Source organism: Argonema galeatum A003/A1 (genome assembly GCF_023333595.1).
GTDB classification, from domain to species: Bacteria; Cyanobacteriota; Cyanobacteriia; order Cyanobacteriales; family Aerosakkonemataceae; genus Argonema; species Argonema galeatum.
Map to the genome: position 1 here is coordinate 1 of NZ_JAIQZM010000004.1, position 23,707 is coordinate 23,707.

The window sequence follows — 23,707 nt, forward strand, 5'->3', positions numbered from 1 at the left end:
AGAATGTAGAGACGTTGCATGCAACGTCTCTACAAGGGTTCAAGGGTTAGCACCTTTAATTTCTGGAGAGGTCTAATGAATTTAGAACCTACTATCATCTTGTGATTTTTTCAGCAATCTGATATAATCCACGGGATTAACACTAAAGTCACCGGGTTCTTTCAGGTCAAATATGCTGTTGTAGGGACACGGCAGAATTAAAATTTTGGTATGACTGACATATTTATGATGCCGTTTCCCAACAAAAATGTTCCCTGGTGAACATTAGCATAATAATTCCGAAAGCCCCAGTCACCGACAGTAAAGAGGTAGTCAGACGAATGAAATTTCACGGTAGCATATCTGTATTTATCGCATCTGCCCTGGCAGTTGGCTGTGTTGTTGTAGTCAGCGACTTTGCCCAAGCTACATCAGATACTTTTGTTTGTCAATCAAACCGAAACGGTACGCCAACCACATTTGCCAAAACCTCAAATGGACTGCGAGAGTTTATTCGTTGGACTTATGATGGTTTCAGAGGCTATACTCCGTCACGTCGCTGCACGGAAGTAACAAATAGGCTGAATCGTTACATCGCCTCCGGTTCGCGCTATATCACTTATGGCACAATGAGCAATCGGTCTGTAATCTGCATGACCAACAAGAGTGGTGCAGGTTGCACCGATCTACTCTACACCCTAAAGCCGGGTGACGATGGACGAGAGGTTCTGCGGGATTTGCTGCGATTGAACCGCGAAAACTTTAAAAATGACCCCAGGATTGAATCGTCAAGTTGTCCTGTTTATTTTGATATCAATGCTTGGCTGGCAGGTGAAAATCAGACAGCGAATGTAGCTTGCACTCCCCAGAATAATTTGATCGAATGAACCGCCGAAGATCCATACTTTTTGCAATAGCCTGTTTGTGTATTATTGCGATCCAATTATCCATCCAGGCTATTGATTTATCTAGTGTAGCCCAAATAACCGATCTGCCACACGAACCTGTTAAAATATCCGATTCAAAGCTACGGAGTCTAGCCGAAAAGATTACGGTTAGAGTCTTCCCAGAAAAGTCTTTGGAGGACAGAGCATCAGGAATTTTAATTGACAAACAAGAACAAAAACAGGGTCAGCATTCGATTTACCTATATTTAGTGCTGACTAACGATCATGTATTAGAAATATTGAAGGAAAGAGCTAAAGCTTTGGGTGGTGGATATAAAGTGCAAACCTATGATAATAAAATTTACGACTTATTTCTATACGAGGCCAATTTTCGGGGTAACGATCTGGGACTGTTATGGTTTTATAGCGATCGCAACTATGAAAAAGCCGTATCGGGTCAGGCAAAAAGCTTAAAAGAGTATACAGATCTGGTATATGTTGCTGGTTTTCCCTGTGGAACCGACTCCTGTAAAGAAGGATTCACCTTGACATCCGGTCGTGCCGCTACTTCATTCATTATATCTGGCAAACCTTTAGATGCTGGCTATCAACTAGGATTTAGCAATGACACCAGGGAAGGAATGAGTGGTGGCCCGATTTTGGATGAAAGCGGTAGAGTAGTAGGCATTAATGGCAGGGGTAAGAATCAAGAACGGGTCTTATTTTCTGGCGAACCAACTGTACATGATAATCCCTATGCCTACATGGATGGAACGCAACCTTCACCGGAAACTCAAGGTTTTATGAAACATTTTGCCTGGGGTATTCCAATTGAAACTTACTTAAACCTGGCTCCTATAAAACCATTTGAGCATATCAAAATACCATCGCAAAAAAGCAGTAATACTGCACAATTATGGAAAAAAAATTGCATCATTACCTGGTTCTTTCAGGTCAAATATGCGGTCGTAGGGGCACGGCATATTTAAAATCTTGGTATGACCGAGATACTGATGAAGCCGTGCCCCTAGTACAAAATCTTCGTTTTGAACATTAGCATAATAATTCCGAAAGACCGAGATTAGTAAACATTTATGAAATTAAAATTGACAAAATTCATACTTTTATTCCTAATTGCTGCTGGCATAATTATAAATCTAGCAATTGGTACAAATGCGTCACGGGTGGAGCGGACTATTTCGCAAGCACAAGTACGCCAAGCACTACCACAAGATAGAATTAAGGAAATCGCAGAAAAAAGTACCGTCTCCATTAGCCGTGGTGGTCAAGGTTTGGGGTCTGGAGTAATTATCGGTCAGAGGGGTAATACTATCTATGTTATGACAGCTATCCACGTTATTGGTAGACCTCCCGGAGTGGTGAATAACGGTCAGGGTAGATTACAAGTTGAAGATCCGTATGAAGTTATTACTTATGATGGTGAAACGTTTCTAGTTACTAATTTAAATTATCAGCGAATTGTCAAAAAACTGCCTAATAATATCGACTTAGCAATATTAGAGCTAAAGTCTAACCGCCAACCAGCTAAGGCGAAAGCAGTCGCTAAATTAGCCATTTCCTCCTTACAATCGGGAATGCCTGTTTATATTTTTGGCTATCTTCCTTGCGCGACTTTTGCCAACGGAGTGAAAGTGGTTCGCTCTCAGTTTAGCTTGGGAAATATTACTCAACAAATTGAATTAAGTACGGCATCAGCTAGTGACAATAATCTGGTTGGATATGATGTGTACTATAATAATAATACTATTAAGGGAATGAGTGGTAGCCCTTTGTTTGATGCAGGCGGTCGCGTGGTGGCAATTCATGCGAAAACCGAAAATTCAAAGGAACAGTATAACCCGAAAGCTTGTCAGCCTCTACCGGCAAATCCTACGCCAGATTACGGTAATAATTTGGGGGTTTCAAGCCGGCTATTGGCAAATTTTAAATCAGATTTGCCAGTTGGGTTACAAGCAATTTTAAAAATAGATCCTTATCCGGTAATTGGCGGAAATTGGGTGACACCAACACCTTCTCCTAGAAATGATGAAAGAGTGCCTAATGAGGGTGTAAATTGTGGGATTTTAAGAGGGCTAGATGATGTGTGCCCCAATGAGCAGTAGGAAATTGATGGGAGGAAAGATTATAGTTATTCAGTATTGCCAATGTAGATGAGTTGGAGATAAAATATTTGAAATGAGTTGAGCGATTTTTGTCTATCGCGTTGGAAGTTTACTCGAATGCTGGTTGAGTGAACACCCTGAAAAGCAGCGATCGAAACGCCAGAGTCGATGTATGTTTTCTTAAGACTCACGGCGTCCACCCCGACGTTCAGCAAGCTCTTGTTCAATTTCTGCTTCGTTGAGTAATTGCATTCCAGAGGCGATCGCTCGTTGACGAATTTCCCATAGCTTCTTAGCTAAGGGCGTTTGTGGAATGTAGTCGGATTCTGATGCTGTTGCGTCTGATTCAGATTTAAGCGCTTCAACAAAATCGAAAACTTTTTGTTGAAGATCGGGTGTGAGTTCTCGCCAGCGTTCCAGTAACAGTTCTTCTCTACCCATAATCCAGTTCACCATAGAGCGATGCTTCTATTTTTGCCCATTTTTTCGGGAATGCGATCGCACTCTCTCCCCTCTGTCCAGGTGTTCTAGAAATCGAAGTAGATATAGGGTAAACCTTCTTTGGGAGCCAACAGCCAAACTGCGTACAGACTTACCGGCACTAATAGTATTTTGATCGGCCAATTTAACTGTAACTTCAGACCTCGATGCAAGGCAAATACGATCGCCATCACTGCAACTATTGCCCAAACTAACAAAGCTAGTTGGAAACGCTCCAGTCCCAGTGCTTCCACGTAAACCTTCTGTGCAAATTGAACATCACCTTGATGTCCCCACAGGTGCTGAATTACCCAGCCAGCATCTTGCAGATTAGGTAACCGGAAGAAGATCCAGGATGTGAAGACCATCGATTGCGTGAGCAGCCATGCCACCAGTGTACCTGGTATACTTTGCCACCAGTTTTTCAACCCAGAAAAACGATGGGATAAAGCTTCTGTGAGTCGGTGAGCAACCAAAGCCAAACCGTGCAATCCCCCCCAGACGATAAATCCCCAAGCTGCACCGTGCCAAATACCGGCGATTAGCATGACGATCGACAAGTTGAGACAGGTGCGTGCCAGACCTTGCCGCGATCCACCCAAGGGAAAGTATAAATAATTACGCAGCCAATCTCCCAAAGTTATATGCCAGCGCCGCCAGAAGTCGCCAATGCTGGTAGTGAAGTAAGGGAAATCAAAGTTTTGGGGTAGATTCAACCCCAATAGGATGGCGCTACCAATAGCAATATCGACATAACCGCTGAAATCCAGATATAGCTGAAGTCCGTAGGCGAGGATAGCCAGCCACAAGTCACCGCTGCCGGTGCGCTGTAAGTTGTCAAAGCAGAGTTTGACGAAAATTCCCAAATTATCGGCTATGAGTGCTTTTTTAAAGGCTCCGCAGGCAATCAACCACAATCCTTCTACTACGCGATCGCTACTCGGAAACCGCAGCGTATTAAACTGGGCTGACAGGTGATGATAGCGAGCGATCGGCCCTGAAATCAGTTTGGGAAAGAAAAATTTGTAAGTTGCAAATTTGAGAAACTCCCCAGTTGCAGTAGCACCGCGATATACATCAATTAAGTAGGCGATGCACTCAAAACAGAAAAACGAGATTCCCAAAGGCGCAATCAGGTGAAGGCTAACCCAGCTAGCTTGTGTTTGTGCTTGTGGCAAGTGCAGAAATGCGCCGATCGAATTCAAGAAAAAGGGTACATATTTAAAGCCCAACAATAACAAAACATTCAGGGCGATACCCAGCCATAATATTTTTTGGCGTCGTTTATCCCAGTCGATTTGTAGAGATTGCCAATCTTCGTTGGTCAACTGCCAAGCTGAAGGACGCAGCCTCGGTACGGTACGTTGTCCCAGCGCAAGTCCCAGCCGAAAGTTAATTAGGATAACGACAAAAAGCAGGGGAATGTACTGGATTTGCAATGTGGCATAGAAGACGATACTGGCAATTAGAAGTATCCACAATCGCAATGTCTGGTGTTGCACAGTCCAGTAGATTAAGAGAATGCACAACAAGAATATTCCATAAAAGATTGAGACAAAATTCATAAGTTAAAAGTCAAAAGAAAATTAGTCATTAGTCAGTGGTCAGTGGTCAGTGGTCAGTGGTCAGTGGTCAGTGGTCAGTGGTCAGTGGTCAAAAAAATTTCTGCTCTGTTCCTCTGCCCCTCTGCCCCTCTGCCCCTCTGCTCAAGAGCCCTCTTCCCTAGCCCCTAGCCCCTTTCATTTTTTGGGCCAAGGAATGAGCGGGTCTTGAGCGAGACGTTCGGAAACGGCGATCGCACCGTAGCGGTTAAGGTGGCTGGGGTCAGAGAAGTAGTCATTGCGGGTAGGCCATAACTGACTCCAATTGCGGAAGATAAATCCACGACTGAGGGATAGGCGCAGCATATACATCTGAAATTCCTGTTCGTACCGACTCCGTGAAGGGTCTAGGTACTCTTTTGTCAAGGGTAGGTTGACAAAAATCACGGGAATTTGGTTAGCTTGGGTGAACTGAACGAAGGATTCGAGGGCAGTTACTTGAGTGCCTGCTAGCTGGAAGCTTTTATAGTCGTTGTCGTATTCGCCTGTGACTTTGGAGTGCTTTTCATAGTAGCTGGTGGGATTGAAGCGGATAGTCACTGGCAAAAAGCCATCCCAGTCAACCAATCTGTCGCTGATAACGGGCTGCTGGTTTTTCTGACGCTGAGATGAAGAAAAACTGAGTGTGCTGGCAAATCCATTACGCAGGAGGGTTTGCAGACGATCGCGTTCTTCGTAGGTGGAGGAAGCGATCGCAAAAGACTGATTTAACCATCGATCGATCGCTTGCGAGTTGATAAACAGCCCGCTTCCGCCTGGAACGCTTGGTGTTGCGGTGAAAGGCTCTAGGTTTTTCGCAGGTCGATCTTCTAGGGAATTTTCTCTTGGCAGGGTACCGGAAACCATTTGTTTATAAGCAGCAGATGCGGCGATCGCATTATAGGTCGCATCTGTACGACCGCTGTTAAAGGCACGGGCCCCGTCTGCCCAAATAATCATTTTCGGCAATTGTTCTGGTGTCAAACAGCGGCGCAGCATCATATCTGCGACTTGGGCTGTAGCACCGTTTACGCCAAAGTTAAACACCTCCATGTTTCCATAACCTTGAGCGGCCAGAGCTTTTTGCAACGTTTGCGGATCGATACCCCGCAGTGCCCTGGAACTGCCCAAAATCAGAATATCGGGTGGTCCTGACTGGGCGACGCGCTGCTTGTAAAGAGCTAGTTTTTCGTCTAACTGAGGATTGTTGAAGCTGGGGTAGGAGGACGCGGGCTTACTTAAAGTGGCACTTGCACCCGTGGCGTTTAGGTTGAATTCCGTACCGCTTGGTTTAGTAAATCCTGACGAATTGAATACTTTGGAATTTTTAGCAGACGTTTGCCCAAGAGAGATTTGCGGTAATTGGGAGGAATTGCCACGATCGTTCTTTGGCTTTTGTGTTTGCTCATCGGTCATTTCGTCAGAAATTAATGACTTTTGAGATAAGACTAACGACTCCTTAAGCTGATTTTCCGTGTTTCTGAGGATCTGGCCTAGAACTAAATCGAGGCTCCAGGTCAGCATAATTCCCACCGCACCCCACACCAAAGCCACTTTAACGCCTTGATAGTTTACTTGACCGGGTAAAGACAGGAAGTTGTGGGTTTCGACACCGGGAGTGAAGATTTGCGATCGCACCAGTGCCTGCGAGAGCGCCTGCATCATCTTGTGCCAAGCTCGATCGCGCGGCTTATTTTGTGGCGGATCTATCTCTTTTGAGACTTCCCTTGCCTCTGTTGCTACGGTTATATCTGCTAACCGTTCCCCGTTGGGGGAACCCCATGAAGGAGGGTATGAATTTTCCAAGTTGAGGCTATCAGTTGTCACCTCTTCAACATATTCATCGCTTGCCGCAAAATCTGGGGTAGTTTCCTCTGCTTGGTGATTCCGGGCGACAAAATCCAGTCCAGAATTCCACAACGGTTGTTTTTGACCGGCGCGACGACCATAAACCCTGACGCCTGAAATTCCAGGGATTTCCAGCTTACGCACGAAGTTAGCAACTGGTACGGCCACCTGTCGCTGGATCGGACAAACCGGCCCGTCGGTCATGATATGCAGTAAATCTTCTTTGCGTCGGGCTTGTACGCGAATGCCACCTGTAGCCAGACGCCAATCCAGGTCTGGATTGAGTAACCGACCCAGCAAAAACTCTATTGCTGCTTCGTCTCCAGCAGATGCCAGTTCTTCTGGGGGGGTTGCTAATTCCTCTAGACTTGCTGCTGGTAAATTCAGCCAATCTACCCAAACTGGTGATGAGGATTCTGCTTCGTGACCGTAGATGATGGCAGCTTGAATATTTCTAGGTGCAAGGGAGTTTAAAAGGGGTGCTAGAGCAGATACGGCCTTTTCCTTATCCGGCGTCTCGCGATCGTCTTGTTGTTTCTTAGCAGATTTGTTCTTTTCCGTACAGGAAATATGCAGTGTCGATTCCTTCTTCACTGCCGATACTTCCATATACAGATGCTCTGTGGCGCGATCGATCAATCGCGCCAGAGCCCGCTCGTCGCCCCAGCTTGCCCATGAAGAGAGCATTTCCTCTGGCGAAGTCAGATCCACCCGCAGCATCCAATCTGGAGTTTCTTCGCCGCTAACCTGGCTGATAATGACTGCATCTCTGAACCCCTCAACGCGCAGATCCCGCAGCTGCTGGGCAATTGGGGAAGCTAGCAATGACGGATCTGGGCTGTAGGCGGACTCGCAGAACACCCAAAGGCGACGCTCTTTTTTTGCATCTGGTGCTGAATTTTCATTCTTCATCCAGCCGCTGTCATTCTTTCTTTGCAGGCTTTTTGCCACAACCTTGACCCGCACTCCCAAGGACTGGAGATTTTTACCGAGATACTGAGCTATAGCCTCTGGATGTCCTTGACGAGCCCGGTTTTGGGAAGATTCAGTCGATTCCACTACTTCTGCCATTTGACACGGTAGAATTTCCTGACTGCTTAAAGGCGGTTTTAATGATATTTCTGACATTTTCCGGTGGCTGCTGGTTAAACCCGCTTTTGGAAATTTTACTTCCCTTAAATACTCTTCGTGATGATTGTATAGCTGGTTGAGGTCGATCGGCTCTGTCCAATCTGGGCGCTTTTCACCCAAAGGGCGACCGTAAAGAAACACTCGATCGATCGAAGACCCTTCAGCACCAAGCAGGTCATTGATGTTTGTGGCCCTGAGCGCTTGGACGAATCGATCCACCGCTGTTTCTCTGTCGGGACACTCTTTACCTTCGCACAGAATATGCAGCTTGTTAGCTCGTAATCGGACTCTGACTTGCACTCCGGCAATAAGAATTGCCCGATCGGCCCATTGCTCTAGGGTTGAGGCGTTGTTCGCCAGTTTGCGTTCATTGACTTTTACCATCAGGGCAATATTACCTGAGTTTTTTTGGGAATCGTCATTTTGACCTTTCGGTCGCTGATTGGCCAGAGCCGCTGAATTCAAGACGACTAGAATTATAGCCTGTTCTGATGATGACTTATACTAACTGGATTATCAAAAAAATTACTGGTATTGGTGGGCAAGTTAACCGTTCTGTAATCCTCCGAGATAATTTAGATGCAATTGCTACAGAAATACAATCGGCATTGTAAAGGAAAACAGAGGTGATTTTTACAATAGGAGGAATGGGGCCAACAGTTGACGACATGACTCTTGCAGCTATAGCCCAAGCAATAAATCAGCCTTTAGAGGCAAATAAAGAAGCGATCGCTTTTGTCAATCAAAAGTATCAAGAATTTGCTAAAAAAGGATATGTTGATGATTCAAAAATGACACCAGCACGAGAAAAAATGGGTAGTTTACCTATGGGTTCAATTCCAATCGACAATCCTGTTGGAGCCGCATCAGCAGTCATCTCAAAGGTAGAAGAAAGCACAAACTGTTGAGAAATAGGATCTGCTTCGGGAGCATCCTCAGTTTGAACACCTAACCCCCCAACCCCCTGCCCTGGGAGGGAAGGGGGAGTAAAAAACACTCTGACTCTGGAAACTCCCCTCTCCTGGTAGGAGAGGGGGCTGGGGGAGAGGTCAGGGTTGAGCGGTGCGCTAATTGCTTCTACTTTGCTGGCTTTAACCGTTGAGAAGTAGGAGTTTCAACGGGAGCATCCAAAGTGCAACAATAGGTGGCTGAATCTTGAGAGAACGACTATAATCTCTCTAATCTATATCAAAAAATACTCTTAGGAATGCCAAGATTAACATCTCTAGATATCCCACCCCACTTTGACATTATAGTGGTGGGTTCTGGTGCAGCAGGACTTTATGCAGCCCTTTGTTTGCCAGATCATCTGCGAGTCGGTTTGGTTACCAAAGATGCGATACATACTGGTTCAAGTAACTGGGCACAGGGAGGCATTGCTGCTGCCATCGACCCGTCAGATACCCCAATTTTGCACTTAGAAGATACACTGAAGGCTGGTGTGGGTTTGTGCGACCCCGAAGCCGTAAAATTTCTGGTAGAAAATGCTCCTGGAGCGATCGCGCACCTAGTTGAAATGGGTGTAGCCTTCGATCGCAAAGGAGAAAAACTGGCGATGACCCTAGAAGCTGCCCACTCTCGCCCTCGCGTACTTCATTCAGCAGACACTACAGGTAGAGCGATTATCGACACCCTAACTGCCAAAGTTCGGGAACGTCCGAATATTCAGGTAGTTTCCCAGGCAGTGGCATTAAATTTGTGGCTGACTCCAGAAAAAGATAGCGTTCAAGGTATTAGCCTTCTCTACCAAAGTCAAATCCGGTGGCTAAAATCTTCTGCAGTCATCCTCGCAACAGGTGGGGGCGGTCAAGTATTTACCCAAACCACTAATCCGAAAGTCAGTACCGGAGATGGAGTTGCACTAGCTTGGCGTGCGGGGGCAGTTTTGCGAGACTTAGAATTTTTCCAATTTCATCCCACTGCTTTAACTAAACCAGGCGCTCCCCATTTTCTGATTAGCGAAGCTGTTCGCGGGGAAGGAGCGCATCTAATCGACGATCGCGGTTACCGCTTTGCCTTTGAATATCATCCTGCCGGGGAGTTAGCTCCCAGAGATGTTGTTAGTCGAGCTATTTTCCATCACTTGCACAAAACTGCTACAGACCCCACCCACGCTCACGTTTACTTAGACTTGCGACCGATTGACCCCGACCGCATTCGCTATCGCTTCCCTAATATTATTAATGTCTGTCAACAATGGGGTATTGATGTTTTTCAGGAGCCGATTCCAGTTGCTCCTGCTGCTCATTATTGGATGGGCGGAGTTGCTTGCGACCTGATGAGTCGTACTTCCGTTCGCGGGCTCTATGCGATTGGGGAAACGGCGAGTACGGGGGTTCACGGAGCAAATCGTCTAGCTAGTAATTCTTTGTTGGAATGTGTTGTGTTTGCTGCTCAACTGTCTCGAATTGAAATTGAGCCAATTTTGGTTGGGCCGGATTCTGATTCTTTGATGCAGGTAAACTCTGACTGGAAGGAGGAGATGGAAAAGATAGCATCGATTCGGCAAATGTTACCGAATTTGATGTGGGAAAGTGCGGGTATTTCTCGTCAAGGGGAGTTGTTGGAGTTGGCACTGGAGCGAGTGCATGATTGGCGAGAAATGTTGGCTAGTTTTAAGAGCGTTGAGTTTTTAGTGAATCTATCGCCCCACCAGATGATACGGTTAGACTCGACTGATGCTGAAGAGCAGTTGCGGATGGTGGCGGAAACGCTTAATCTTTTGGATTTGGGTTATTTAATTCTTAAAAGTGCTGCATGGCGCACTGAAAGCAGGGGCGCTCATTACCGGAGCGATTATCCGCAAACTTCTGAAAATTGGGAAGTGCATACTTTGGTGCACAGTTATTTCAACAAATGCAGGTAGTTGAAAGGCAAATTATCGCTCGAAAACACTGGCTATGTTAACAGCTACATAATTTCTGCAACATTTATAAGAATCTTTTCAACTACGCTAACTACCTAATTAGACAATAATTCATTTCTTCGGGTCAACATCTTGACTATTAACTTAAGTTGCTAGTTAGTTCCATTGACTCTTGTTCGGCATAGATAATGAGTACGTTGTTGCGATGCCGCGCTCTAAGAGCGTTAAAGCGCAACAACGTACCTGCTGCAAAAGCCACTTTTCCAAGACAACCATTTTTCTGAAAACTCGCAATAATAAGAAACAAGAGCGCCTCCGTGCGAGCGGTGTCATATCCAAGTTAGATACTTTGTCATAGTTATCAAGGTACGTTATGCAGAGCGATAGCACAAATCTACCCCAAAAAGAAACTTTTAACGTTTCTCAGGCTATAATTCCCACAGAAATGCTGGTGAGCCTAGCGACAGGGCCATTGCTTTTGGGAATACTATGTGGTAAAGCATCAATAGAGCTTTTACAAGCGCTAGGTGAAGCAAGCGAAGAAGTATTTCGGGGCGATCGGTTACCGGCGATCGAATTCCCCGATCGGGCCCAAAAGCAAACTGAATAAAAAAGACCGCTCTCTGGCAGTCAGTTGGTCTTCTATGAGACTAAATTGATCGAACTTAAGAGCCTAAAATTGTGGAATATCCAAGAACAGCTAAAGCAGACCCTATGAGTTCCTTACTCCACTCTGACCATCAGGCAGTTCATCTTGCATCGCCATCCGATTCGCCATCCGAATTGTATCTGCGCCATCGCCTCAAAGTGGTGGAGGACTTGTGGGAATCTGTTCTCCGATCGGAGTGCGGTCAGGAACTGGTGGATTTACTAAAGCAACTGCGATCGCTTTGTTCTCCAGAGGGACAAGCGACCAACGAAAAAGACGCAGAAGTCTCTAAAATAATTGAAACCCTGGATATTAACGCTGCCATTCGCGCTGCGAGAGCCTTTGCGCTATACTTCCAGCTCATCAACATTGTCGAACAGCACTACGAGCAACGGGCTCAACAGCTTTCCTTAAGGATGTCACCCGCTAAAGAACCAGCCGATCCCGCACTGCAAGCATTTGCCAAACTGGATGCAGAAGCCAAAAGTGCCGTACCCGGAGGAGACTCCCTAGAAAAAAATTGGCAAGAAACAAACGGGCAAAAGCGGGAAAAAGGCACCTTCCAATCATTGTTTCCCAAATTGCGGCAATTAAATATGCCACCGCAAGTGATCCAGCGACTGATTGACAACCTGGATATCCGGTTGGTGTTCACAGCTCACCCCACGGAAATTGTCCGCCACACCATTAGAGACAAGCAGCGGCGCATTGCCAAGATTTTACAACAACTCGACGAAGTGGAGCAAAACGGGCAAACCTTATACTGTAACCTCAGCTACTCTAACCTTGGGGAAACCGCACGAAGTACCGGAATCACAGAAGCGTCCCTGTGGAACAGCGCGGATGCTCCTTGGGAAGCATCAGCACTCCAAGAGGAATTGACAGAAGAAATTCGCCTGTGGTGGCGAACCGACGAATTGCATCAGTTCAAACCCTCCGTGTTAGATGAAGTAGACTATACCCTCCACTACTTCCAAGAAGTGTTGTTTGATGCTATTCCTCAACTTTATCAACGCTTAGAGAGAAGTTTAAACAGCTCCTTTGGTAATCTGCGTCCTCCCAACCACAACTTCTGCAAGTTCGGTTCCTGGGTAGGATCGGATCGGGATGGTAACCCTTCGGTAACACCGGCGATCACTTGGCAAACAGCTTGCTACCAGCGCAATCTGGTGTTGGAAAAATATATCAAATCGGTAGGACAGCTGATCGAGCGCTTGAGCTTATCTTTGCACTGGTGCGATGTATTGCCGGAACTGCTGGAATCTCTGGAGCAAAATAGAATGCAAATGCCAGAGGTATACGAAGAACTATCAATTAAATATCGGCAAGAGCCTTATCGCTTAAAGCTATCTTTTGTGAAGAAGCGGTTGGAAAATACCCGCGATCGCAATTGGCGACTCTACAACAGCGATGACCTGCAACGGGACAAGCTCAAGCAACCCAATCCAGGCAGCTACTACCAGTTTGCCTCCGAATTCATGGCTCAATTGCGGCTAATCCAGCGCAACCTCAAGGAAACCGGGTTAGTTTGTCGAGATCTGGAAAATCTAATTTGTCAGGTAGAAATTTACGGCTTCAAGCTGGCGCACCTGGATATCCGTCAGGAAAGTACCCATCACTCTGACGCCGTTAATGAAATTGCCGAATACTTGCAAATTTTACCCCGGCCTTACAACGAACTAACAGAGCAAGAACGAATCGAATGGTTGGTGGCGGAACTGCAAACCAGACGACCTTTAATTCCAACAGAACTTCCGTTTGGCCCTCAAACTAACGAAATTATTGAAACCTTCCGCGTAGTGCGTCAGCTTCAACAAGAGTTTGGCCCAGAAATCTGCCAAACTTATATCATCAGCATGAGCCACGATGTGAGCGACTTGCTGGAAGTGTTGCTGCTGGCGAAGGAAGCCGGACTCTACGACCCATCTACAGGGGAAGGTACGCTGTACGTAGTTCCTCTGTTTGAAACCGTAGAAGACCTCAAACGAGCTCCCTACGTGATGCAGACGCTGTTTGAATTGCCTTGTTATCGGTCTTTGCTTGCTGGTGGTAAGTCGGCGATCGCACTAAAAACTTCAGACGAAACGCCAGAGACTGCTAACAGACAGCGCCAAAGCCTGCAAGAGGTGATGTTGGGGTATTCTGATAGCAATAAAGATTCTGGTTTCTTGAGTAGTAACTGGGAAATTCACAAGGCGCAGAAAGCACTGCAAGCGATCGCAGAAAAATACGATGTCCATTTACGCATCTTCCACGGACGCGGCGGTTCCGTAGGGCGCGGCGGCGGCCCATCCTACGAAGCTATTTTGGCACAACCCGGTCACAGCATCAACGGGCGGATCAAGATTACCGAACAAGGCGAAGTGTTAGCCTCTAAATATTCTTGGCCGGAATTAGCTATTTACAACCTGGAAACTGTCACTTCTGCCGTAATTCAAGCCAGCTTATTGCGGACTGGGTTTGATGATATTCAACCCTGGAACGAAATAATGGAAGAGTTGTCAGCTAAATCACGCACGCACTATCGCGCCTTGATTTACGAACAACCTGATTTTATCGATTTCTTCCATAGCGTTACTCCAATTGATGAAATCAGCCAATTGCAAATTAGTTCTCGTCCGGCGCGTCGCCGCAGCGGAAAGAGGGATTTAACTACTCTCCGTGCTATTCCGTGGGTGTTTAGCTGGACGCAAAGCCGCTTTTTGCTGCCAGCTTGGTATGGTGTTGGTACTGCACTTCAGGATTTTTTAAACGAAGACCCGCAGGAAAACTTGAAGTTAATGCGCTACTTTTATTACAAGTGGCCGTTCTTCAAAATGGTAATCTCCAAAGTGGAGATGACTTTATCAAAAGTTGACTTGCAACTCGCTCATCATTACGTGCGGGAATTATCGTTATCTGAAGATTTGCCCCGGTTTGAAAGGTTGTTTGAACAGATTGCTAATGAATATCATCTGACTCGGGATCTCGTACTAAGCATCACCGATCACAAACGTTTGTTGGATGGCGATCCAGATTTGCAGCGATCGGTCCAGTTACGCAATGGTAACATTGTGCCGCTGGGTTTCTTGCAAGTGTCTCTGCTGAAACGCTTGCGTCAAAGCAAGACTCAAGCTGCTTCTGGAGTGATCGATTCTCGTCACAGTCGCGGTGAATTGTTGCGCGGTGCGTTGTTGACGATTAACGGTATTGCTGCTGGGATGCGGAATACGGGATGATGATCGCTGGTACAAAGAAACCCGGTTTCTTGAAGAAACCGGGTTTCTGAGTTATGTTAACCTTCGTATGCGGTCATTTCTACGCCTGAAACGGTGTATTTCATTTCTGTAAATCCATTTAAATTTACCAACTCTTTCATTGCTGCACTCAAGTACAATTTGCCTAACTTTCCTTTATCTTGCGCCATTTTAGAAGCAATGTTTACGGGCATACCAGCAATATCCTTACCACCGACAGGTAGATCGAATATTAAAACTGGGCCTACATCAATGCCAATTCGACAGCTAAGGTCTTGTTTAACTAATTCTTCACGAATCAATTTCGCAAAGTTAATCGCCGCTACTCCATCGTCAAAAATGTAAATTCCTAAGTTGCTAACTACCTTGATTTCAACACCATTGTTTTGAGAAAGCAGCCGCATACCCACATCTTTTAAAATTGTGGAAAGGGAGATATTAGTTAACATAGAAACTTGATGTAATTCAATTTCTTTTGTCTCCCGTTCGATCAGTACGACCACTTTTTTAATCATGTACTTATCTGCCAATTGCTGACCAAACTTAGTATCATCCAGTTGATTTTGATAACTAACTAAGTCAGCATAAAAATCCTCAGAGTAGGGAATAGGATATTTAGCATTCCCATGTTGGACATTAGCTAAATGCGGGCCATCTAGCACTCGGAATATTTCGCCTATTATAGGATGGGCGATTTTTTTCTCAATTACAAACTGGTGGTTTTCTGGTAAGAGATTGTAAATACCTTCACTGATAGCAATTTCGCCACCTTCGGTTTCATTTTCAGCAATTTCTTCGATCGCATCTGCTTCTAATCCATATAAGCCACCATTAATGTAATAAAACTCACCCAAGTGCGCCCCCAGCCCAATTTTAATTTTGCAGGTTTTCTTAATCTCATCCTGCATAGTTAGCAATGCAGACAAGAGAGTTTCAGCCTTAACTGATTCTGGATAAAACATTTGCGTATTATCAGCAGCCCAAATGCCAACTCCTTCGCCGCCAATTCCAGTACCGTAACCATGCACAATTTCTTTTGGCTGATTGATAATTGCGAGAATTTCCATCAAGCCTTTTTGCTGGGTGAGTTTAGTTAAACCAGCGGAATCAGAAGAGACACTATAGCCTTTGATTTTATACTGATCGAGCAGCTTCAAAGCATCTTCTTCCGTTTGTTCACTTTCTAGCCACTGGTTAACCAGCTTGATTGGTAAACCACCAGTAATATCTTGTGCAAGGTCAAAAAATGAAGGAGAGTATCGTTCTTTGCTAAATTTATCTGCCATATTTTTACCAGTCCAAACGTAATGACAAAAATATTATACTGCCAAAGAGCCAATAACCCGACAATTTTAATTAATTATTTAGGGTGTTGGCCGAATTGCGATCGCAACTCTTCCAATTCCTTATCTATCTGGCTTTTCGCTGTGGTAGAATTAGGTGACGGCGTTTGCTGAGATGGCGATTGCTGATTTTTTTTAGGTGCTAGAGGATTAAGCAATTCAGATTTTAATTGTGCTAATTCATCATCCATTTTACTTTTAACTGGAATAGCTGGCGTAACGGGAGATGGTTTTACAGTTGGATTTGTAGGGGTTTGGGGTTTTGGTGTCGCGGCTGGTGGTGTTTGAACATTTAAATCTTTGAGAACATCAGCAGCTGATTGATAACGTCGATCGATCGCATTATCCAACATCTTATCAAGAATCTTACCCATCTGGTTACTGACGGAATTTTTCAGAAATTGCCGCCACACCCAAACATCTTGGTTCATATCATATAAATCAAAAGGCGACATTCCAGTTAATAGGTGAATGCAGGTAACTGCTAAACTATAAATATCGCTAGAAAAAACAGCCCTACCTCTAGATTGTTCCGGTGCGACATATTCTGGACTGCCGATACTCGTCCCAGTTTGCTGCAAAGCTTTGCCAGTAGTGGTTTTAGCGGCACCGAAATCGACAAGGAAGAGTTTTTTGTCGCTTTTTCTCCTTATAATATTATCAGGTTTGATATCGCGGTGAATAACTTGATGGTTGTGGACAAATTGCAAGACAGGCAATAAATCGTTGAGTAATTGCCGAATCTGAATTTCATTGAAAGTACCCTTTTCAGCTAGTTCTTGGGATAGAGTTTGTCCGTCGATAAATTCTTGGACTAGATATTGCTGATTATCTATGATAAAATATGCTAACAAGTCTGGAATTTGGGGATGTTTGCCCAATTCATCCAGTTGTACCGCTTCTTGGGTAAATAATTCCGATGCTTTTTGAAGGTTACTCGCACCTTGAACTAAAGGGAAAAATTGCTTAATTACGCAGGGGGGTTTCGATGGTTTGTCTTCATCCACTGCTAGGAATGTGCGACCAAAACCCCCTTGTCCGATCGGTTTGATGGCGCGGTAACGGTCTTTTAGGATTAATTTGGTGCCGCAGGTGACGCAAAAGAGTGCTACATCTGGGTTTTGGGGATTTGGGCAATAGGGATTGAGGCAATAACTCATAATAATTTTAGATCTTAGATTTTAGATAGAAGAAACCCTTGCTTACTAAGAGTTTAACGTGATTTTGTAGGAAGGGCGATAATGTTACGCATCGCTGTCGCGATCGCACCTGTGGGCCTAGAAACCGGGTTTCTTTGAGAAACCGGGTTTCTGTTCTCGTAGGGAGATCGATCGCGGGACATACTTGTAGGGGGGAAAGATTTGGCGATCGCAATTTTGGTTTCATATCGGTAGGGCTCAGCATGGGCCTAGAAACCCGGTTTCTTTGAGAAACCGGGTTTCTGTTATGATAAGAAGATCGATCGCCAGACATCCTTGTAGAGGCGAAAGATTTGGCGATCGCAATTTTGGTTTTGATACCAGCCCGCCTGGGGTTCAAACCCCAGGCTAATAGCTGAAGTCCACTGAAGTGGACTGGAAGATTAATATTCAGTCCATTTTAATGGACTTTCGCTATTAGCCTGCGATTTGAATCGCAGGCGGGCCCCAAGCGAAGTCAGTGGCTTTGTGTAGAATTAAAATCTCATCAATTTACCAACAGCATCATTGATTTCCGGGCGGGTGTGTGCGAATCACCCAAATACCTCACCTCTACATCTACCGCGCATCGCCAATCAAAATAAAAGGCGACCAATAAAAAGGATGGCGTTCAATTTGACTTAATTTCGCTTTTTGCAGCGCTTCTCCTTTACTCATTCCATTTTTGATATTCTGATAAAATTGAATCATAATCTCCTTAGTTGTATTATCTTCAGCATTCCAGAGACTCGCCATCACCGCTTTTGCACCCGCACGTTCAAATATATAGGCAAGTCCGGCAATTTCTTCGCCGTTTGAGTTAGCTTGGAGGGCGGTTTGACAAGCGCTGAGGGTGAGGAGTTCGGTGTTCTGCAATCCCAATAAAGCGGCGTCGGCAATATTTAATTGTTTATCTGCAAAAAGGATAGTATTTGCTTTCATGCCTAATTTTGGACAGCCTTCGGGTTGGAAACAGCCGTGTGTTGCTAGGTGCAGGAAGGGAAAGCGGGGTGCAAAAGTTTTGAATTTGTCGAGGGTGGCGTTGTCGTGGAGAAATGATTCGCTACCGGGGAAGAGTTGGGCGATATTTCTCACTTCTTCTTCGGTTCCGGGTAGATTTTGCGGGTCGCGGGGGATGGGATTTCCTAATGCTAAAACATGAGCGTTCGGCTGAACTATGAAGTAGTATGTGCCGCCACCTAAGATAATTATCAAAACTCCAGTTGGTACGATGCCAAATTTGCGCCACATCCAGATCGCAATGCTACTAATGATGATTATTGCGGCGATACCTGGGAGGGTGGCAATATTTTTTAGAAGCGGGAAATTGCGAGTTACTAACAATGAACGAGGAGAAAGGCGAGTGAGATAGTTGATGGGATATTTTTCGATTAAGTATTGGCGGGTTTGTTTGTCGTAAAGGGTTTCAAAGGGTATGTAGCGCAGTTTGCCTGTGGCGATGATGCTCAATTGTTTGGGAGAGAATGCCTGGATTTTGTCTTCTACTGGACGAATCAGAATGTCGTAAATTTTACTTCCGGTTTCTGTGTAGCGAGTGTCGCCGTCGTTTTGCAATTGTTGGCGGTATTCCGTGAGGAGTTTATCGAATTCTTTCGCGTCGATCGCATTTTTTATTACGCTTAGTTGGTCTTTGGTGATGATAAATATGGCTACCGTATTCGGTACGTTTTTTACATTTGTCAGCAAGATGGGTTGAACTACAACCGTTCCGGCGGGGATGCTATCTCTTAGCTGTTTAATATCTGTGCGGGTGGTTTCAAATAGTTCGGCTGCTTCGGGAAATTCTTTAGAAATTTTGTCTGCGTCTGCAAATACTTGTGATTCTAATTCCCGCATTTGTCGGGATAGTTGTTCGGAAAAGTTGTCTTGCAATCGTCGTTGGAGGAATTGCAATTGTTGATTTTTTTGATTCCATTCGTCAATTTTTTGCTGTGCTTGTGGGTTAGAAACTTTGGCGTTAATTAGGCGGGTGTAGTCGGCGAGGTCGGCTGTGGTGGCGAGGTTGGCCCATCGAAAGGCCCGATCGGGTTGGTTTTGGTCGATGAGGAGGGAGATGAGTGCGATCGAAGTTCCTTTGGGTCGATCTGAGTCTAAAAAATTTTGCCGATTTTCCTTCTGTAAGCCTTTACGCATTTCTAAAGCAATTGCGATCGATTCTTCCAATTTAAAAATCGCCTGAATCGGCTTATTAGTGTCTCGGTATAACAGGCCAATATTGCCCAGAGTAGTAACTTCCCCAACCCTATAATTCACTTCCCGTATAATCGGTAAAGCCAAATTAAAGTATTTCAATGCCTTTTGCGGTTGTCCGATGCCTTGGTAAACGAAGCCGATATTATTCAGAGTACCAGCTTCCCCAACCCTATAATTCACTTCTCGCATTATCGGTAAAGCCAGGTTATAGTATTTCAATGCCTCTAGCGATTGTCCAATGTCTCGGTAAACTAAGCCGATATTATTCAGAGTACCAGCTTCCCCAGTCCGGTTATTCACTTCCCGCATGATTGGTAAAGCCAGATTATAGTATTTCAATGCCTCTTGCGGTTGTCCGATGCCTTGGTAAACGAAGCCGATATTATTCAGAGTAACGGCTTCCCCAGAACGGTCATTCACTTCCCGCCTGATTGGTAAAACCAGATTATAGTATTTCAATGCCTCTTGCGGTTGTCCGATGCCTTGGTAAACGAAGCCGATATTATTCAGAGTAGTAGCTTCCCCAGCGCGGTCATTCACTTCCCGCCTGATTGGTAAAGCCAAATTATAGTATTTCAACCCTTCCTGCGGTTGTCCAATGTCGTCGTAAACTGAACCGATATTATTTAGAGTAGCAGCTTCCCCAGAACGGTCATTCACTTCCCGCATGATTGGTAAAGCCAAATTAAAGTATTTCAATGCCTCTTGCGTCTGTCCAATGTCTTGGTAAACAGCACCGATATTATTTAGAGTAGCAGCTTCCCCAGAACGGTTATTCACTTCCCGCATGATTGGTAAAGCCAAATTAAAGTATTTCAATGCCTCTTGCGGTTGTCCAATGTCGTCGTAAACTGAGCCGATATTATTCAGAGTAACGGCTTCCCCAGAGCGGTCATTCACTTCCCGCCTGATTACTAAAGCTAGGTTATAGTATTTTAATGCTTCTTGCGGCTGTCCAATGTTTCCGTAGACTGTGCCGATGCTATTGAGAGTAGTAGCTTCCCCAGCGCGGTCATTCACTTCCCGCCTGATTACTAAAGCTAGGTGATAGTATTTCAATGCCTCTTGTGGTTGTCCAATGTCTCCGTAGACTATGCCGATGCTATTGAGAGTAGTAGCTTCCCCAGCACGGTCATTAACTTCTCGCCTGATTACTAAAGCTAGGTTATAGTACTTTAATGCCTCTTGCGGCTGTCCAATGTCTCTATAGACTATGCCGATGCTATTGAGAGTAGTGGCTTCCCACAAGCGGCGATCCATTTCCCCGAAGATAGCAAGAGCCTGATTGTAAAAATCTAATGCTTCCTGTTTCCGTCCAATCTTGTTATAGTTAAAACCAATTCCCAGCAGTGCTGCTCCTTGAATTTCTTTATCTTTAAGTTGTCGTGCTATAGCTAGAGCCTGCTGAAATGTTGCTATAGACTGTAGTAGTTGCCCTTGCTGAGTTTGTTGCGTTGCTTGGCGTAAAAGTCGCTGTAATTCTTGCTGTAAATTTTCACTTTGCCCCCAACTAGGTCGAACCATCAGCGGAAGAGTCAGAGGTGTCAAACAAACACCCAAAGCCAAAACACCGCTAATAATTCTTTTCATCGCTCTCATCTCACCGAACCTATATAAACCAGTTTTCTACTTGAAGTTCAATAAAATCTGCGTAATCTGACACATTGTTTGTAACAAGAATCAGATGATTAACTTTGGCAATAGCAGCAATTTGACCATCTGCAAAAGGAGGCGTTTTTCCTAAATACTTCTGATCCAGATCTTGCACTACGCACTCACCCGCCTCAGAATTAATTCTGAGGCTCATAGCGAAAGTCGTCTAAAGACGACTGAAAAATGATTTTAGTCCTCTTAAGAGGACTTTTGCTATTAGCCTGGGGTTTGAACCCCAGGCGGGCGATGCAATTGGTGCAAGAGCTAAGTCTGAAATAATATTGCTATCTAACAGGAAAAGTAAACTCACAAAATCACCTCACGACCGGGTGATTTATCCCGTAATCCCTCAAAAAAATCTGCCTCAATACCTAATTCTTCCACATTATTTTCTTGGCGAAACTCTTCTAGCCGTTCCCAGAATTGCGACTTACCTCTAACAGCTACTTCCTCAACAGGAATTATTTTACCATCTCTGCTATGAGCAAGCCCCGCTTCTACTGTTTGCCTAACGTAAATTGCATACATCAGGTCATCCCAGGTACAGTTTTCAGGTAAGCTATCGATTAATCGTCGGGCTGCTTGTTTGATATTGACAGTTTCCATAATTTCCCTCGCAGTAAACTTTACTTAAAATTGTACTATCATTTAACTAAAACACTTGCGGCCAAATTTCCGAAATCGGCAATTCCCAACCAGGAAATAACTCTGGGATAGTCAGCGTGTCATTACCAGTTAACACAATTGGCTCACCCGTAGAGCGATAAACCGTCACAGTTAGTTTATCGGGGTCAATTAATATCCCCACCTGCGTACCCAGTCCTAAAAACATTTGAATCTTTTTTTCTAGAGGTGGAATACTATCCGAAGCCGATTTTACTTCTACCATCAAATCGGGGACAATTTCGGCAAAAGAACGGGGTAATGGATTGAGTCGTGCAGCCGAAACAAAAGATACATCCGGCCCTCGTAAGTTGCCATTTGGCAATCTAAATCCCGCACTTGACCCAGTTACATAACCGAGTTGGCGCGGTAGCACCCAGCTTTGCAGCAAAAATACTAACCTAGCGATAATAACTTCAGATATATAATCTGATAAACCCATAACTTGAATTTTACCATCTACCAGTTCGAGTTTATAATCAAGTTGTTTTTCTTGTAAAATTAGCTGTAAATTTTCTAAGTCTTCTACGGTGAGATTCATAGCTGTTTTTACTCCTCTTCTAACCAATCTTCTAATTGCAACCCTGGAATATTGATGAAATCCCTAGTATTGTGAGTTACCAGGATATCTCCACGCGATCGAGCTACAGCAGCAATTAGCGCATCTATATCCTTAGTAGGTCTGCCAATTCGTCTTAACTCACCCTGAATTATGCCGAATTCGATCGCAGCATTTTGGTCAAATTCCACAATAGTTGGCATCAAGCTAACCAATTGCTCTATTCGGCTGAGATTATCTTCAACCAGTTGAGAACAGTACGCACCCTTATAAAGTTCTGCTATCACGATCGTAGTTACATAGCACTGAGCGTACTTAAGGGAAAATTGAGCTAAAGCTTTTGGATTTCGATCGTTAATCGCGCTACAAATGTTGGTATCTAGTAAATACACAAGCTTTTACCCTTATTCTGTTACTTGTCCGCCATAAAGTTTTTCCCAATTAGCCCTTTCTTCTCTTTCTAATTCTTCCATAGTTTTCATAAAATCCTCTCTACCTTCCCACGGACTTTCTAAAAATTCCTTCATCTTTTTCAGCCTCTCTTCGTCACTCATTTGCTGAATCACCTCAATCTCGATGCTCACCTCTTGACCATCAGGAATATTAACGTCCTCTGACAGTTCGATCGTTCTCCCCCGTTTGATGCCTTTGATTTTCATATTATCCTCCCTGCTACTACCTAATAGCTTACATAATTAAACTAATACGGCGTTGCCATAATAGTCATCGTCCTATTTTGCCAATCAAACTGAATTTCATCTACTACAAAAGACCTATTTTTTGACACGGACAAAATCCCTTGCAATTTCAATTCAGAAACTACAGGTGGCTTTAGCTTCACTTCACCTTTACCTTGTTGCGAATGAAAATCATCTAGCTGAAGAGATTTCCAATTTTCTTGAACCCCTGCGGCTGCAACACCCTCACCTCGAATAACCTGACGCCCATCAGTTTTGTAAACTAAAGCATTCTTGCTGTATTCTATCTTCTCAACTTGGTTGAGGGGAAAAGAGATAGTTTTCTCTCCCTGAAGGGACTGAAGGGACAACTTTTGCTGTTTGGTATCGATTTCCGTTACCTCACCTTCTATTTTGTCACCGTTTTTGAGAGAAACTACTGCCAATTTAGGTAACGCGACGGGTACTAATGCCTCATCCACCTTGGCTTGTGCTTGTGCTGCAGGTAAATTTCCCCTCCCTACATCGTTACCACTTGGGGCGCGGGTGCATCCTCCTAACTGGGGCGCTGTCGCTACAAGTGCCACAACTAATATATTTAAAAAAGCTTTCATAGCTTCGGCAACTTTTTTACTGAGCTA

General features: G+C 44.7%; 22 protein-coding genes and 1 pseudogene. 8 read left to right on the forward strand and 15 right to left on the reverse strand.

Going from position 1 to position 23,707, the window contains the following annotated elements; translation table 11 throughout:
• The first annotated feature begins 257 nt into the window (after positions 1-257).
• From LAY41_RS06080 to LAY41_RS06090, 3 genes are all read left to right on the forward strand, one after another.
• Positions 258-866 (forward strand): COP23 domain-containing protein, encoded by a 609-nt coding sequence (locus LAY41_RS06080; RefSeq protein ID WP_249095311.1) that lies wholly within the window; start codon positions 258-260, stop codon positions 864-866.
• Positions 863-1,855 carry a S1 family peptidase gene (locus LAY41_RS06085; protein ID WP_249095314.1) on the forward strand — a complete coding sequence of 331 codons (993 nt, stop codon included), beginning with the start codon at positions 863-865 and terminating at the stop codon, positions 1,853-1,855. Before LAY41_RS06080 ends, LAY41_RS06085 begins: the two co-directional genes overlap by 4 nt.
• Before the next feature lie 105 nt (positions 1,856-1,960).
• Positions 1,961-2,989, forward strand: a complete 1,029-nt coding sequence (locus LAY41_RS06090) for a S1 family peptidase (RefSeq protein WP_249095315.1) — start codon at positions 1,961-1,963, stop codon at positions 2,987-2,989.
• A gap of 26 nt (positions 2,990-3,015) precedes the next feature.
• On the opposite strand, the gene LAY41_RS06095 is transcribed toward LAY41_RS06090, so the two are convergent.
• The 4 genes from LAY41_RS06095 to LAY41_RS06110 all read right to left on the reverse strand — a co-directional run bounded on the left by LAY41_RS06095 (position 3,016) and on the right by LAY41_RS06110 (position 8,412).
• Positions 3,016-3,180 (reverse strand): hypothetical protein, encoded by a 165-nt coding sequence (locus LAY41_RS06095; protein ID WP_249095317.1) that lies wholly within the window; start codon positions 3,178-3,180, stop codon positions 3,016-3,018.
• Entirely contained in the window at positions 3,170-3,445 is a 276-nt protein-coding gene (locus LAY41_RS06100; protein WP_249095319.1) for a hypothetical protein, read from the reverse strand. The genes LAY41_RS06095 and LAY41_RS06100 overlap by 11 nt, the downstream gene beginning before the upstream one ends.
• 71 nt (positions 3,446-3,516) lie before the next feature.
• Positions 3,517-5,034 (reverse strand): MBOAT family O-acyltransferase, encoded by a 1,518-nt coding sequence (locus LAY41_RS06105; protein WP_249095321.1) that lies wholly within the window; start codon positions 5,032-5,034, stop codon positions 3,517-3,519.
• 174 nt (positions 5,035-5,208) lie between these two features.
• Positions 5,209-8,412 (reverse strand): DUF1574 domain-containing protein, encoded by a 3,204-nt coding sequence (locus tag LAY41_RS06110; protein WP_249095323.1) that lies wholly within the window; start codon positions 8,410-8,412, stop codon positions 5,209-5,211.
• A gap of 107 nt (positions 8,413-8,519) precedes the next feature.
• On the opposite strand from LAY41_RS06110, the gene LAY41_RS32185 reads away from it, so the two are divergent.
• The 3 genes from LAY41_RS32185 to nadB all read left to right on the forward strand — a co-directional run bounded on the left by LAY41_RS32185 (position 8,520) and on the right by nadB (position 10,894).
• Entirely contained in the window at positions 8,520-8,642 is a 123-nt protein-coding gene (locus LAY41_RS32185; RefSeq protein ID WP_275973940.1) for a molybdopterin-binding domain-containing protein, read from the forward strand.
• 12 nt (positions 8,643-8,654) lie between these two features.
• The gene (locus LAY41_RS06115) at positions 8,655-8,936 is read left to right on the forward strand and encodes a molybdopterin-binding protein (protein ID WP_249095325.1); all 282 of its coding nucleotides are present in this window, start codon (positions 8,655-8,657) and stop codon (positions 8,934-8,936) included.
• 299 nt (positions 8,937-9,235) lie between these two features.
• On the forward strand, positions 9,236-10,894 hold the full coding sequence (gene nadB, locus LAY41_RS06120) for an L-aspartate oxidase (RefSeq protein WP_249095327.1): 1,659 nt from the start codon (positions 9,236-9,238) through the stop codon (positions 10,892-10,894).
• A 139-nt stretch (positions 10,895-11,033) separates the two neighbouring features.
• Here the strand turns inward: nadB and LAY41_RS06125 are convergent, their stop codons facing one another.
• Positions 11,034-11,201, reverse strand: a complete 168-nt coding sequence (locus tag LAY41_RS06125; RefSeq protein ID WP_249095330.1) for a hypothetical protein — start codon at positions 11,199-11,201, stop codon at positions 11,034-11,036.
• A gap of 66 nt (positions 11,202-11,267) precedes the next feature.
• On the opposite strand from LAY41_RS06125, the gene LAY41_RS06130 reads away from it, so the two are divergent.
• Positions 11,268-11,504 (forward strand): hypothetical protein, encoded by a 237-nt coding sequence (locus LAY41_RS06130; protein ID WP_249095333.1) that lies wholly within the window; start codon positions 11,268-11,270, stop codon positions 11,502-11,504.
• 104 nt (positions 11,505-11,608) lie between these two features.
• Positions 11,609-14,761 carry a phosphoenolpyruvate carboxylase gene (ppc, locus tag LAY41_RS06135; RefSeq protein ID WP_249095336.1) on the forward strand — a complete coding sequence of 1,051 codons (3,153 nt, stop codon included), beginning with the start codon at positions 11,609-11,611 and terminating at the stop codon, positions 14,759-14,761.
• Between the two features lie 56 nt (positions 14,762-14,817).
• On the opposite strand, the gene LAY41_RS06140 is transcribed toward ppc, so the two are convergent.
• From LAY41_RS06140 to LAY41_RS06185, 10 genes and pseudogenes are all read right to left on the reverse strand, one after another.
• Positions 14,818-16,065 (reverse strand): nucleotidyl cyclase domain-containing protein, encoded by a 1,248-nt coding sequence (locus tag LAY41_RS06140; RefSeq protein ID WP_249095339.1) that lies wholly within the window; start codon positions 16,063-16,065, stop codon positions 14,818-14,820.
• A gap of 263 nt (positions 16,066-16,328) precedes the next feature.
• Positions 16,329-17,282, reverse strand: a pseudogene (locus LAY41_RS06145) (protein kinase domain-containing protein); the annotation flags it as partial.
• A gap of 7 nt (positions 17,283-17,289) precedes the next feature.
• Positions 17,290-17,508 carry a hypothetical protein gene (locus LAY41_RS06150; protein WP_249095341.1) on the reverse strand — a complete coding sequence of 73 codons (219 nt, stop codon included), beginning with the start codon at positions 17,506-17,508 and terminating at the stop codon, positions 17,290-17,292.
• 371 nt (positions 17,509-17,879) lie between these two features.
• Positions 17,880-21,104, reverse strand: coding sequence for a CHAT domain-containing protein (locus LAY41_RS06155; protein WP_249095345.1), 3,225 nt, complete (start codon positions 21,102-21,104; stop codon positions 17,880-17,882).
• A gap of 19 nt (positions 21,105-21,123) precedes the next feature.
• Entirely contained in the window at positions 21,124-21,321 is a 198-nt protein-coding gene (locus LAY41_RS06160) for a PIN domain-containing protein (protein ID WP_249095346.1), read from the reverse strand.
• Positions 21,322-21,473: 152 nt separating this feature from the next.
• Positions 21,474-21,773 (reverse strand): hypothetical protein, encoded by a 300-nt coding sequence (locus tag LAY41_RS06165; protein WP_249095348.1) that lies wholly within the window; start codon positions 21,771-21,773, stop codon positions 21,474-21,476.
• Positions 21,774-21,819: 46 nt separating this feature from the next.
• Complete coding sequence (locus LAY41_RS06170) at positions 21,820-22,371, reverse strand: Uma2 family endonuclease (RefSeq protein WP_249095350.1); 552 nt, start codon at positions 22,369-22,371, stop codon at positions 21,820-21,822.
• An 8-nt stretch (positions 22,372-22,379) separates the two neighbouring features.
• Complete coding sequence (locus LAY41_RS06175) at positions 22,380-22,781, reverse strand: type II toxin-antitoxin system VapC family toxin (protein ID WP_249095352.1); 402 nt, start codon at positions 22,779-22,781, stop codon at positions 22,380-22,382.
• A 12-nt stretch (positions 22,782-22,793) separates the two neighbouring features.
• The gene (locus LAY41_RS06180) at positions 22,794-23,048 is read right to left on the reverse strand and encodes a hypothetical protein (protein WP_249095354.1); all 255 of its coding nucleotides are present in this window, start codon (positions 23,046-23,048) and stop codon (positions 22,794-22,796) included.
• 41 nt (positions 23,049-23,089) lie between these two features.
• Positions 23,090-23,680 carry a hypothetical protein gene (locus LAY41_RS06185; protein ID WP_249095356.1) on the reverse strand — a complete coding sequence of 197 codons (591 nt, stop codon included), beginning with the start codon at positions 23,678-23,680 and terminating at the stop codon, positions 23,090-23,092.
• Between the last annotated feature and the right edge of the window lie 27 nt (positions 23,681-23,707).